At 38.8% G+C, this 13,324-nt stretch carries 12 protein-coding genes and 1 pseudogene; 8 read left to right on the forward strand and 5 right to left on the reverse strand.

The features are described from left to right. Window positions 1-342: 342 nt before the first annotated feature. Window positions 343-1,158, reverse strand: a complete 816-nt coding sequence (locus I6852_RS00720; RefSeq protein ID WP_079360675.1) for a MetQ/NlpA family ABC transporter substrate-binding protein — start codon at window positions 1,156-1,158, stop codon at window positions 343-345. Between the two features lie 147 nt (window positions 1,159-1,305). Next, on the reverse strand, window positions 1,306-1,902 hold the full coding sequence (locus I6852_RS00725; protein WP_026938544.1) for a peroxiredoxin: 597 nt from the start codon (window positions 1,900-1,902) through the stop codon (window positions 1,306-1,308). 239 nt (window positions 1,903-2,141) lie between these two features. On the opposite strand from I6852_RS00725, the gene I6852_RS00730 reads away from it, so the two are divergent. Beyond that, window positions 2,142-3,143 (forward strand): ABC transporter substrate-binding protein, encoded by a 1,002-nt coding sequence (locus I6852_RS00730; RefSeq protein WP_197291144.1) that lies wholly within the window; start codon window positions 2,142-2,144, stop codon window positions 3,141-3,143. A gap of 22 nt (window positions 3,144-3,165) precedes the next feature. Here I6852_RS00730 and I6852_RS00735 read toward each other — a convergent pair whose 3' ends face one another. Next, window positions 3,166-4,332, reverse strand: a complete 1,167-nt coding sequence (locus I6852_RS00735) for an FtsW/RodA/SpoVE family cell cycle protein (RefSeq protein WP_197291143.1) — start codon at window positions 4,330-4,332, stop codon at window positions 3,166-3,168. Window positions 4,333-4,537: 205 nt separating this feature from the next. On the opposite strand from I6852_RS00735, the gene flgB reads away from it, so the two are divergent. The 6 genes and pseudogenes from flgB to I6852_RS08300 all read left to right on the forward strand — a co-directional run. After that, complete coding sequence (gene flgB / locus I6852_RS00740) at window positions 4,538-4,960, forward strand: flagellar basal body rod protein FlgB (protein WP_000347750.1); 423 nt, start codon at window positions 4,538-4,540, stop codon at window positions 4,958-4,960. Between the two features lie 12 nt (window positions 4,961-4,972). Then, entirely contained in the window at window positions 4,973-5,458 is a 486-nt protein-coding gene (gene flgC / locus I6852_RS00745; protein WP_000480086.1) for a flagellar basal body rod protein FlgC, read from the forward strand. A 127-nt stretch (window positions 5,459-5,585) separates the two neighbouring features. Continuing rightward, window positions 5,586-5,915, forward strand: coding sequence for a flagellar hook-basal body complex protein FliE (fliE, locus tag I6852_RS00750; RefSeq protein WP_001147916.1), 330 nt, complete (start codon window positions 5,586-5,588; stop codon window positions 5,913-5,915). Between the two features lie 23 nt (window positions 5,916-5,938). After that, window positions 5,939-6,064 carry a hypothetical protein gene (locus tag I6852_RS00755; protein ID WP_001929974.1) on the forward strand — a complete coding sequence of 42 codons (126 nt, stop codon included), beginning with the start codon at window positions 5,939-5,941 and terminating at the stop codon, window positions 6,062-6,064. 6 nt (window positions 6,065-6,070) lie between these two features. Further along, window positions 6,071-7,918, forward strand: a complete 1,848-nt coding sequence (locus I6852_RS00760) for a peptidoglycan D,D-transpeptidase FtsI family protein (protein ID WP_197291141.1) — start codon at window positions 6,071-6,073, stop codon at window positions 7,916-7,918. A 322-nt stretch (window positions 7,919-8,240) separates the two neighbouring features. Beyond that, a pseudogene (locus tag I6852_RS08300) lies at window positions 8,241-8,306 on the forward strand (AAA family ATPase); the annotation flags it as partial. A gap of 55 nt (window positions 8,307-8,361) precedes the next feature. Here I6852_RS08300 and tsf read toward each other — a convergent pair. Both tsf and rpsB read right to left on the reverse strand, forming a co-directional pair. Next, window positions 8,362-9,429, reverse strand: coding sequence for a translation elongation factor Ts (gene tsf, locus I6852_RS00765; RefSeq protein ID WP_000014407.1), 1,068 nt, complete (start codon window positions 9,427-9,429; stop codon window positions 8,362-8,364). Then, window positions 9,429-10,223, reverse strand: coding sequence for a 30S ribosomal protein S2 (gene rpsB / locus I6852_RS00770; RefSeq protein ID WP_000258276.1), 795 nt, complete (start codon window positions 10,221-10,223; stop codon window positions 9,429-9,431). The genes tsf and rpsB overlap by 1 nt, the downstream gene beginning before the upstream one ends. A gap of 248 nt (window positions 10,224-10,471) precedes the next feature. Here rpsB and I6852_RS00775 point away from each other — a divergent pair, with 248 nt between their 5' ends. Then, complete coding sequence (locus I6852_RS00775) at window positions 10,472-13,312, forward strand: RecB-like helicase (RefSeq protein WP_197291140.1); 2,841 nt, start codon at window positions 10,472-10,474, stop codon at window positions 13,310-13,312. The last annotated feature ends 12 nt before the right edge of the window (window positions 13,313-13,324 follow it).

Consider the following 13,324-nt stretch of genomic DNA (forward strand, 5'->3'; position numbering starts at 1 on the left):
ATGAGATTTAGGCTTGCTGTATTTTTGGCTTTATTCTAATCGCATATTGACAGCTAAAGTCTTATTTAATCTTTTTAAAAATGGGGTTTTAGTTATTTGCCTCATCGTTTTAGATTTGATCATTATTTTCTTAAAGGGGTAAGGGGGGAGGTTATTTTGTGCCATTTCCCCCTTAAGAAATAACGCTTTTTAGGAAATTATCACTTGATTAGCACAAGCTCTTTTCGTTTTATTCTAAAAATACTTTTAGTATTTTTGATCAATATCCAATGAGAACAAAGCTTTTTATTAGCGCCTAAAAAAACCCCCTTTCATCATAAAGATGGATTTTATCCAAATGGCTTAAAAAGCCGGGATAATCGCCCCTTTATAGGTATCCAAAATGAATTTCCTGGTCTTTTCACTTTGCAAGGCTTCAATCAGCGCTTTTATGGCTTCATCTTGCGCGTTATCCTCACGAGCGGCTATTAGATTGGCATAAGGCGAGTCCTTGTCTTCTGAAAATAAGGCTCCGGTGAGTTTTGCTTGCAAGGCATAATTCCCTGTTACAATAGCCCCATCCACATCCCCTAAAACTTTAGGCAACAATGCGGCTTCTAAAGGCTTGATTTTGATATTGTAAGGATTTTTGACAATATCAAACTCCGTAGCGTACAGATTGCTTGGGTCTTTGAGAGCGATAATCCCTTGTTTATGCAATAAAATCAACGCCCTGCCTTGATTGCTCGGATCGTTTGGCACGGCAATCACTGAGCCTTTTTTAAGGTTTTTAATGTCCGTGATTTTTTGAGAATAAAATCTCAAAGGCTCCACATGGATATTGGCCAAACCGATGAGGTGCATTTTTCTGTCCAAATTAAACCGATCCAAATAAGGGCGGTGCTGGAAGTAATTCGCGTCTAAAGAGCCGTCATTGAGTGCTAAATTAGGCAACACATAATCCGTAAAAGACACGATCACTAATTTGATCCCTTTCTCTTTCAAATCGTCCACGACTGATTGCAAGATTTGCGCATGCGGCACAGGGTTAGCGCCCACTTTAAGCTCACGAGTGATTTTGTGGTCTTCTTTTTTTTCTTTGTGGTGTTTGGCGTCCAAAAGGTTAAAAAAACCTAAAACAATAGCGGTTACGCAAATAATACGCTTGAATATGTTCATAAAAAACCCTTTATTAAAAAAAAATTAATTCAAAAATGATAAAAAGATAAAACGATACGAAAATTTTAGAAACTGGCAAAGAATAAAAAGAAAAGGATTCAACCAAGAAAAACGAAGTTTCTCTTGATCAAACAGCGAATTAAACCATTAAAGGTTAATGGAATTTTCTTTAAGATATTCTGCAACGCCTTGGTGAGTTGCTTTCATACCTTTATCGCCTTTTCTCCAGCCTGCTGGGCACACTTCACCATGTTCTTCAAAGTGCAAGAGAGCATCTACCATGCGAAGCATCTCGTCTGCATTCCTACCTAATGGCAAGTCATTGATCACTGCGTGTCTTACTTTCATGTTTTTGTCAATCAAAAAAGCTCCTCTCAAAGCGATCGCTTCTTCAAACAGCACATCATAGTCTCTAGAAATGCTCTTAGTAATATCAGCCACCATGGGGAAAGTTACTTGACCAATACCGCCTTTTTCTACAGGGGTGTTTTTCCATGCAAAATGCACTTGCTCGCTGTCAATAGACACGCCAATCACATTAAAGCCTTTTTCGTGAAAGTCTTTCACTCTTTTGTCAAACGCAATGATTTCTGTAGGGCATACAAAAGTAAAATCTTTTGGCCAGAAGAAAAGAATCGCACCGCTCTTACCTAAATTTTTAGAAAGCTCAAAGTGTTCATCAACCTCGTTGTTTCCTAAAACGGCAGGCGCTTTAAAATCGGGGGCAAGTTTTGTAACTAACATATACAACTCCTTAAGTGTTTTAAAATTTTGTTGGATCAAAATTAAACCTAAAACAGATTTAATTTTATTATGCTTTCCACTCAATCAGCGGAAACATAGTGGAGTATATTCTTAAAAAGTTAATGAAAAGATATTTCCTTTTAAATTTTAAGATTTTATGAAAAATAGTTTCATTTTTACTATTGTTATTTTCTTAGTGATGTTATAATCGCTTCATAAATCATACAAAAGGAATTGTTATGCTGATCGCTCGCTTTAAAAAAGCTTTAATCTCTTATTCTTTAGGCGCACTTATTGTTTCATCTTTATTGGGCGTGGCTAACGCTTCAGTGCAAGAAGTTAAAGTCAAGGATTATTTCGGGGAGCAAACCATAAAGCTTCCTGTTTCTAAAATAATCTACTTGGGTAGCTTTGCAGAAGTGCCTGCCATGTTCAATACTTGGGATAGGGTTGTGGGCATTTCGGATTACGCTTTTAAATCTGATATTGTTAAAGCCACTCTCAAAGATCCTAAACGCATTAAATCCATGAGCAGTGATCATGTGGCGGCGTTGAATGTGGAGCTTTTAAAAAAACTTAGCCCCGATCTTGTGGTAACCTTTGTGGGCAACCCTAAAGCCGTAGAGCATGCGAAAAAATTTGGGATTTCATTCCTTTCTTTCCAAGAAAAAACCATTGCAGAAGTCATGGAGGATATTGACGCTCAAGCTAAAGCCTTAGAAATTGACGCTTCTAAAAAATTGGCCAAAATGCAAGAAACTTTGGACTTTATTGCTGAGCGTTTGAAAGGCGTTAAAAAGAAAAAAGGAGTGGAACTTTTCCATAAAGCCAATAAGATTAGCGGCCATCAAGCCCTTGATTCAGATATTTTAGAAAAAGGGGGTATAGACAATTTTGGCTTGAAATACGTTAAGTTTGGGCGTGCTGATATTAGTGTGGAAAAAATCGTTAAAGAAAACCCTGAGATTGTCTTTATTTGGTGGGTAAGCCCACTCACGCCTGAAGATGTGTTAAACAACCCCAAGTTTTCCACTATCAAAGCTATCAAAAACAAGCAAGTTTATAAACTCCCCACGATGGATATTGGCGGTCCTAGAGCCCCACTCATTAGCTTGTATATTGCCTTAAAAGCCCACCCAGAAGCGTTTAAAGGCGTGGATATTAATGCGATAGTCAAAGATTATTATAAAGTGGTTTTTGATTTGAATGACGCAGAAGTTGAACCCTTTTTATGGCATTGATTTTTAAAAAGGGCTAGTATTTTTAGCCCTTCGTGTATCGCGCTAGGCTTAAAACAAGCCCTATAGCGATACAATTCGCTAAAAGCGAACTCCCTCCATAGCTCAAAAACGGCACCGCTAGACCTTTAACCGGAAGAATCCCGCCCACCCCAAAGGCGTTGATCACCAAAGAAAAACTAATAAGCAGCACCACGCCCACGCAAAATAGCGAATATTTTGGCTCTTTCAAGCGGTTAGCGATCCTAAAAATCAAAACAATCAAAACAGAAAACAAAATAAAACAAACGCATAACCCCAAAAACCCCCATTCTTCGGCGATCCCAGCTAAGACCATGTCCGTATGCACTTCGCTCAAAAACCCAAGCTTGATTTGCCCTAGCCCTAGCCCTTGCCCTAACAACCCCCCATTATGCATGGCATTGCCTGCATGAAAGACTTGATAGGATTCGGGCAAGTCGCTTATTCTAAGAGCGTTCGCTAATTTATCCGGCAAAAGCGTGAAAAGCGAATTTTGCAAATTAGACCACCACAATTTTAGGCGCAAAATCCTATGAGCGCTTGTAACAATCGCTAAAACGCTGATCGCAAACGCCCCTGAAACAATCAAGCCAAACAAATGCGCACTCCCCCCAGAAAAAACCAACAACACCGCTAAAACCGCCCCCAAAAGAACGATCTGCCCCAAATCGTTTTGCAAAACCCCTACCCCAATCGCTAAGGCCACAAACACCACCGAATAAGGCACAAAAGTGATGAGTTCTTCTTTAACATTAGCCTTTTCTTTTGCCACAAAGGTGCGAGACAAACTCCACGCAAGAAAAAAGGTGAAACCAACCTTTAAAAACTCCAAAGGCGCTAGAGAAAAAAACCCCAAACGAATCCATCGCTTCGCCCCCCCAGCGCTACTAGAAAGGCTTTCTGGCAAAAAAAACATGCCAATAATGAGTAATGGTGGGACAAAAAGGAGAAAAAACCCCAAACGGCCAAACCACTTGCTAGGATCAACCCTAGACAACCCCCACATGATAACAATCCCTATGATCGCGCTTGAAAGCTGGCGTATGAAAAAATGGAATTCCCCATAATGATACAGCACCACTGTGGTGTAAGTTGAGAGCGAATAGCTCATCAATACCCCCAAAAAAATCAATAGCGAAGTGCAAAAAAACAGGTTTCTGTCTGTAGTCATTAGGATTTCCTTATTTTGGTTTTTGAATAGGCGTTCTCTTAAGGTATTTTAGGGGTATTTTACACTATAATGGCTCTGAATTGGCTTATCGCTCAAGCTTAAGCATGCTTTGAAATTGATCGCATTCTTTGATGAAAAAGCGAGCCAGTTTTGGAATGCTTTTTGCATGTTATTAATTTGCAAGGGTTTAAAAAAGGGGTTTTATATGGATTTTTCTAAAGCGTTTGGATTGGTTTATAAAGCGTTGGATTATAGGGCTTTAAGGCAGGATATGATCGCTTCTAACATCGCTAATGTGGATACCCCCTTTTACAGGCCAAAGGATTTGGATTTTGAAAGCGTTTTAGCGGAGAAAAAAGCAGAAATTTTTGAAAACCAATCCAGTAAAGTTTTGCCTTTAGCCCACACTAACCCTAGGCATTTGGACTTTGAAAATAGCGCTAAAAATGGGGCAAGCCTTTTTTTTAGAGATGGGCATTTGGCTAAAAATGATGGCAACAGCGTGGATTTAGACATAGAAACGAGTGAAATGGGCAAGAACTCTACCATGTATTTAGCCTTGAGTTCGGCCTTAAAAAAGTATCGAGGCGTGATCAATTACGCCATTGATTCCAGTAAGAATTTATAGTTAAGGGAAAGCATGTTTTTATCTTCTTTTGATATTAGCGGTTATGGTTTGTCCGCCCAACGCTTAAGGGCTAATTTGATTTCTTCTAATATCGCTAACGCTAACACCACACGCACGAGCGAAGGAGGCCCTTATAGGAGGCAAGAAGCGGTGTTTAAGGCTTTTGATTTCAATGAGATTTTAAACCAAAAAATCGCCCAAAACAATCAAATTATCCCCTATGAAGACCCTTTAGATGAAGGCGATGACAACCCCTTAATCCCCATTACAAGCGTGGTGGTGGATAAGATTGTGCGCGATGATAGCGAGCCGTTGATGAAATACGATCCCAGCCACCCTGACGCTAACGCTCAAGGCTATGTGGCTTACCCCAATGTGAATGCGGTGGTTGAAATGGCGGACTTAGTGGAAGCGACTAGAGCCTATCAGGCCAATGTTGCAGCCTTTCAAAGCGCTAAAAACATGGCGCAAAATGCGATAGGCATGTTACAAACATGAACGATTTCCAACAATTTATGGTAGTATAAGGAAATTTAGGTAGTATTAGCCAAAGATCAGTAGAATACAGAAATGAATAAGATATTTAATAGAATTAAATTTTTAAAAAAGAGCTTAAGGAGGTTCTATGCAAGCCATACACAATGATAAAAGCTTATTGAGTCCTTTCTCTGAGCTTAACACGGACAACAGGACTAAAAGAGAAGAATCGGGTAACGCCTTTAAAGAACAAAAAGGTGGGGAGTTTTCTAAACTCTTGAAACAATCTATCAATGAGCTTAACAACACTCAAGAGCAGTCTGATAAAGCCTTAGCGGATATGGCGACAGGGCAAATCAAAGACTTGCACCAAGCGGCTATCGCCATAGGGAAGGCCGAAACGAGCATGAAACTCATGCTTGAAGTGCGTAACAAAGCGATCAGTGCTTATAAAGAGCTTTTAAGAACGCAGATCTAATCTCTTAAGTGGTGTCTCTTTAAATGATCGCTTGGTCCTTTTTAAAGAGAGGGTTTGTTGTTGCTACATCTCATTTTAACGGATTTTATCATCAAAAATTCATGCTCTCATGCGTTGTGAAAGTCCAACGCCACGCCATTTTCAAGTGAGCGTTCATGGATAATAAGAATATTGATCCTTACTTCAACCCAGAGCAATTCCTAAAAATCCAAAGAGACAAGGGTGTGGTTACGGCGCTAATCTTTTTGTTGCTTTTTTTTATTTTTTTAATGGTCGCTTTTAAAAAAGCTTTTTTTGCGCAAGCCAACATGCCCACTTTGGTGATGATCAAACAAGACACCGCTACTAGGGGGACTATTTATAGTCAAGACAACTACAGCCTAGCCACTTCACAAACCCTTTTCAAACTGGGCTTTGACACAAGGTTTTTAAACCCGGATAAAGAAGATTTTTTCATTGATTTTCTCTCTATCTATAGCAATATCCCTAAAAAGTCCTTAAAAGACGCCATCAATACGAAAGGCTATATTATTCTAGCCTATGATCTCACGCCCAATATGGCCGCTAATATTAGAGACTTGAATAAGAAATTTTTAACCTTTGGGGTTTTTCAAAATTTCAAAGACGCGCACGATAAAGTGTGGCAAAAGCAAGGGCTAAACATTGAAGTGAGCGGCGTTTCTAGGCATTACCCTTATCAAAATAGCCTAGAGCCAATCATTGGCTATGTGCAAAAACAAGAAGAAGACAAACTCACTTTAACTACCGGTAAAAAAGGCGTTGAAAAATCTCAAGATCACTTGCTTAAAGCCCAACAAAATGGCATAAGAACAGGCAAAAGAGATGTAAGCTTTAACTTTATCCAAAACCACTCTTACACAGAGGTTGAAAGGCTTGATGGCTATGAGGTGTATTTGAGCATTCCTTTAAAACTCCAAAGAGAAATTGAAACCCTATTAGATAAAACTAAAGACAAACTCAGGGCTAAAGAAATCCTAGTGGGTATCATTAACCCTAAAAGCGGGGAAATCTTATCGCTGGCTTCAAGCAAGCGCTTCAATCCTAACGCCATTAAAACCAGCGATTATGAAAGCTTGAATTTGAGCGTTGCCGAAAAGGTTTTTGAGCCAGGCAGCACGATTAAACCCATTGTTTATTCCTTGCTGTTAGACAAGAATCTAATCAACCCCAAAGAACGCATTGATTTAAACCATGGTTATTACCAATTAGGAAAATACACCATTAAAGACGACTTTATCCCCAGTAAAAAGGCCGTTGTGGAAGACGTTTTGATCCAATCTAGCAATGTGGGCATGATAAAAATCAGTAAAAACTTAAACCCAGAGGATTTCTATAACGGGCTTTTAGGCTATGGATTTTCTCAAAAAACGGGCATTGATTTATCCTTAGAAGCCACAGGAAAGATCCCTCCTTTGTCCGCTTTCAAGCGTGAAGTGTTAAAGGGCAGCGTCTCTTATGGCTATGGGCTGAACGCGACTTTTTTGCAGCTTTTAAGGGCTTATGCGGTGTTTTCTAATGAAGGCAAATTGACTACCCCCTATTTAGTGCAACGAGAAACCGCCCCTAATGGCGATATTTACATCCCTAGCCCCAAACCCACTTTTCAAGTCATTAGCCCCAAAAGCGCTAGGAAAATGAAAGAAACCTTAATCAAAGTGGTGCGTTATGGCACAGGCAAAAACGCTCAATTTGAAGGGTTATACATAGGGGGCAAAACAGGCACGGCTAGGGTTGCCAAAAACGGGAGTTACAGCGCGGAATCCTACAACAGCTCTTTTTTTGGGTTCGCTGAAGATGAAAAGCAGGTTTTTACTATCGGCGTGGTTATCTTAGGCTCGCACGGCAAGGAAGAATATTACGCTAGCAAGATTGCAGCCCCTATTTTTAAAGAAATCACCGAAATTTTAGTGCGTTACAATTATCTATCGCCCTCTATTGCGATTCAAAACATGCTGGAGAAAAACCGCTTTAAGATAAAATAAAAGGCTCTTTTCAACCCAAACCCCAAAAAAGGAGTCTTAAGTTGCCGGCTCTGTGGCATTAAGGTCAAATTTAGAGGACAGATTAGAAAAAATCTGTTTGAGTTAGATTGAACCCAATTAAATAAAATGAGATTTGTATGATCCCTAGAAAGACAATCAAAACTAACTCTTAAATCAAAAAGAATGCGGATTAGCTTGCTATTATAATTTAAACGCAAGGTTTACAACAAGTGAGCGTTCAAAATTTAATCAAAATAATGTAAAATTAGAGCGACTATAAACTTGGCAGTATCAACTAGGCTCATTAAAAGGCGAAATTCAAATGATTAAAAGCATAGAGATTGAAAATTACAAAAATTTCAAACACCTTAAAATGGAAAATTTTAAATAAAGAAAGTTGAAAAGTTAGAAGAAACAACCTTTAAAGGTCGTTTCCTAAAATCTCACTTCATTTGCAAAGCCACTTCTTCAGCGAAATTTTCTGTTTTTTTCTCAATGCCTTCGCCCAATTCAAAACGCACATATTCAGTGATCTTTAAATCATCATCCCATTCTTTGGAACAATCAGCGATGACTTGAGCGATAGTTTTTTTATCGTCCATGACATAGAATTGCCCTAAAAGGGTTAGGCGTTGATCAATAAGGGTGTTATCAGCGATAAACCTTTCCATTTTTCCAGGAACGATTTTATCCCAGATTTTTTCAGGCTTGCCCTGCTCTTTTAATTCATTTTCAAAAGCCTTTTTTTGATGGGCTAAAACTTCATCGCTCAATTCAATGCGGCTCCCAAAAGTGGGGATATTTTTCAAAGGTTTGCCCAAGCGTTTAGCTTCCTCATTGTCTTTTTCAATTTCAGCGATCAAGGCTAAAGTTTCTTTTTTGACAAAATCAAGGCTAAAGTCTTTGCAATCTAATACTTGAGGTTTCATCGCTGCGGCATGCATAGCGATGTTTCGGGCCAGTTCCACCACTTTTGGAGCGTTTTTCTCATTATCGTATTTTATGCCGATTAGCACGCCCACTCTGGCGTTAGAATGCGCATAGCCATTAATGATATGAGAGCTAGGGGCTTTTAAATGAGCGATTTTCCTCACTAAAATGTTTTCACCGATCACAGCGATTTGAGAGTGCAAATACTCTTCAAAAGGCTTGTTTTCTAACGGGCTTTTAAGCAATTCTTCTGTGGTATGGATATGGTGGGCTTTGATCGTTTCTAAAGTTTTTTTCACCAATTCCTTAAAGCCCTCATTTTTAGCCACAAAATCCGTTTCGCTATTAATTTCTACCATCATCGCGCTTTTAAAATCGGGTGCTACTTCTAAAGCGACCACGCCCTCAGCAGCGATCCTATCGGCTTTTTTAGCGGCTTTGCTCAAGCCTTTTTCGCGCAAGAAATCAATGGCCTTTTGCAAATCCCCAGCCACTTCCACAAGGGCTTTTTTGCAATCCATCATGCCCGCATCGGTTAAATCCCTTAATTTTTTGACTAATTGAGCGCTAATTCCTGACATTATTCGGCTCCTTGAGTGATTTCTTTTTGGATTTCAGCGAGCATTTCTTCTTTTTCTTCATTGCTCACGAACTCTATTTCTTCGCTATTTTCATCCGCATGGACGATTTCTTCTTGCATGAGTTCTCGCCCCTCTAAAATCGCCTCGCTCATTTCTTTACAGAACAATCTAATAGAGCGGATCGCATCGTCATTTCCAGGAATGGGGTAATCCACTAAATCAGGGTCGCAGTTAGTGTCTAAGGGGGCCACGATAGGGATATGGAGTTTCCTCGCTTCAGCGACAGCAATTTTTTCTTTAGCCACATCAATCACAAAAATCATATCAGGGATTTTTTTCATGTGGCGCACCCCACCAAGATACTTGTCTAGCTTTTCTTTTTTCCTTAAAATCATGAGCTTTTCTTTTTTAGTCAATAGATCAATTTGACCGCTATTTTCCATTTCTTCAATGATTTCTAATTTCCTAACCGATTTTCTAATGGTGCTAAAATTAGTCAGCATGCCGCCAAGCCAGCGGTAATTGACATAAGGGACTTGAATGCTTTCAGCAAATTCTTTCAAAGTCTCATTGGCTTGTTTTTTAGTGCCTACAAACATGATGCTCTTGCCTTGAGCGCTCGCATCGCGCACGATATTATAAGTGTATCTAAAATAGCGCAAAGTTTTTTGTAAATCAATAATATGGATATTTTTCCTAACGCCAAAAATGAATTTCTTGGTTTTAGGGTTCCAACGCCTTGTTTGGTGTCCAAAATGCACACCGCATTCTAATAAATCTTTCATGGTTACCATGAATACGCTCCTTAAAGTTATTTTGGTTCTCTTCCTCCATGCTCATTTGATTCTTAAATTCTTAAGAACACCTAAATACAAGGATTAGCATGTGTGAATTTGACGCTGTCTTTGCCTTGTTCCTATTAAAATGATAGAAAAACGACAAAACCCTATGATTATAGCAAAAGATTAAAGTTTTTTAGCTTAAGTAAAAAAGGCTTTTAGGTTATAATAAAGACAAAATTAGAATTTTAGGATAGATCTCAATGGATACAAAAAGACAATGCATGGCCTTAAAGGCTTCAGCAGGGAGCGGGAAGACTTTCGCTTTGAGCGTGCGGTTTTTGGCCCTGTTGTTTAAGGGGGCTAATCCTAGCGAGATTTTGACGCTCACTTTCACTAAAAAAGCCACCGCCGAAATGAAAGAGCGCATTTTAGACTATTTAAAAATTTTGCAAAAAGAAAACCTTGAAAATGAAAAAGAAAAATCCCAAAATATCCTAAAAGAATTAGAAGAAAAATACCATTTAAACCCTGATTTAGTGCGAAATAGTGCTCCAAAAATCTACCAACGCTTTTTAAACGCCGAAATCAGAATCAGCACCATTGACGCGTTTTTTCAAAGCATTTTAAGGAAATTTTGCTGGTTTGTGGGGTTGAGCGCGAATTTTGAAGTCAATGAAGACACCAAAGCGCACCAACGACAGCTTAATGAGGGTTTTTTGAGCGCTTTAAATAATAAACAGCTTGAGGAATTGAGCGTTTTTATCGCTCAATGCTTAAGTTATGATAATTACACAAGCGATTCCATTTTAGAGCGGCTGCGTTTTTTAAAGAATAAGCTCTACTTATTTGATCCTAATAAGAAAGAGCCTGCATTTGATGAAGAGGGTTTTTTAGAAAAACTAAGGAGCTTAAACAATCAAATTCAAAGCATAGAAACAGCGTCAGATAGGGCTAAAGAAGCCATTAAATGCGATAGTTTTAGGGGATTTTTAAACAGCTCTTTAACATGGCTTGAAAAAAAGAGCGAGTACCTCTATTTTAAAAAACTTAAAAGTGAAATCCCCACTTTAGAGAGCGAATGCGAAGAGATTGAAAACGATTTAAAACGCTATTATGAAGCCAAAGAAACCGCAATATTTAAAAAATTCCCTAAATTCATCCAGCTTTATGATAAAGCCACTTCTAAAATCCAAGCCCTAGATTTTGATGCGATTAAAGATAAGGTTCATGTCTTATTGAATGGTTATGAAGAAATGCCGGCGGAGTTTTTTTATTTTAGGTTGGACAGCAAGATCGCGCACATTTTGATTGATGAATTTCAAGACACGAGCTTGAACGATTATAAGATTTTAGCCCCTTTTATTGATGAGATTAAAGCCGGAATAGGGCAAGCTAAATGGCACAGGAGCGTGTTTTTTGTGGGCGATGTCAAGCAGAGCATTTATGCCTTTAGGGGGAGTTTTAGCTCTTTGTTTGAAAGCGTTGCTAAAGATTTTTACCACGATAATTTACAATTCAACCACCGCAGTGCACCTTTGATTATTAATTATGTGAACACCATTTTTAAAAAAGCTTATCAAAATTCCCCCACCGCTTATTTGGAGCAAAAATACCCTAAAACTTCTCAAAATAAACATGTTACAGACGGCTATGTGAAAGTCTCTTTAGTGGCTGATGAAAGGGAATTGTTGTTAGAACAAATCTTACAAGAAGCTCAAAACCTTTTAGATCATCGTATTGATCCTAAAAACATTACCATTTTATGCGCCACTAATGACGACGCTTTAGAAATCAAAAATTATTTGCAAGAGTATTTGAGCGAAATTTGCCCAAGCACGGAATCTAGCGCTAATTTGTCTCAATTTGTAGAATCCAAAATCATTAAGAACGCTTTAAGATACGCTCTAGCGGAAGAACCTTACAAGCCCTTTTATAAGCACAGCGTTTTAAAACTCGCCGGATACTTGCATGATGATGCGATCGCTTTAGCTGGTTTTAACCCTAAAAAAGAGAGCGTGGCAGGCTTTGTGTGGAAGGTGATGGAGCAATTTGAGCTTTATGGAGAGCCTGCACAAAGCTGTTTGGAATTAGCGGTTGGGTGCGAAGACGCCGATGGATTTTTAGAAAAATTAGAGGCTAAAGCGATCGCTTCTTCCCATTCAAAAGGCGCACAGATCATGACCATTCACAAATCTAAAGGCATGCAATTCCCTTATGTGATCGTGTGCGAACGCTTGGGCAAGCCTAATTCAAATCACTCCAATCAACTCCTTGAAGAATATGACGGCGCAGAGCTTCTTCGCCTTTATTACAGAATGAAAAATCGTGAGGTCGTGGATAAGGATTACGCTAGGGCTTTAGACAAAGAAGAAGCGGCCAAAGATCATGAAGAAACCAATGTGTATTATGTCGCATTCACTAGGGCTGAGTTAGGGCTAATTATCGTAGCTAAAGACAAAAAAGAAAGCAAAAAAGAAAGCAAAAACAAAACAATGCACGAACAATTGGATCTTGCGCCTTTAGAAGAGGGAGAAATTATGCCGGTTATTTCTCCTCAAAAAGAGCCTTTAATTACAAGCACTCTCATCAAACCCCATGCCTATGGCGAGCAAGTCCAAGAGATAGAAGAAGAGCCAGAGAGCGATTATGAAAAGAATGACGACCAGGAAGCGATCAATTTTGGTATCGCTTTGCACAAGGGGTTAGAATACCAATACGCTTACAACATTCCTAAAAAAAGCGTTTTAGAATATTTAAACTACCATCATGGTTTTTATGGTTTGGATTATCAAGCGTTAGAAGAGAGTTTAGAGCTTTTTGAAAACGATGCAGAGATTCAAGCTCTTTTTAAAAGTTATGCCTTAAGGGGTGAAGCGGCTTTTTTATTTGAAGGGGTTGTGTCTAGGATTGATGTTTTGTTGTGGGATAGGGGGCAAAATTTGTATGTTTTAGATTATAAAAGCTCTCAAAATTACCAGCAAAGCCACAAAGTGCAAGTGTCTCATTACGCTGAGTTTTTGAAAACTCAAGCCCCCCATTTTAAGATACAAGCGGGCATTATTTACGCTCATAAAAGACTGCTTGAAAAATTATGGGTCTGAAATTAAAAATTT

Origin of the sequence: Helicobacter pylori, assembly GCF_015904775.1 — a bacterium.
In the GTDB taxonomy this organism is placed as follows: Bacteria; Campylobacterota; Campylobacteria; order Campylobacterales; family Helicobacteraceae; genus Helicobacter; species Helicobacter pylori_DM.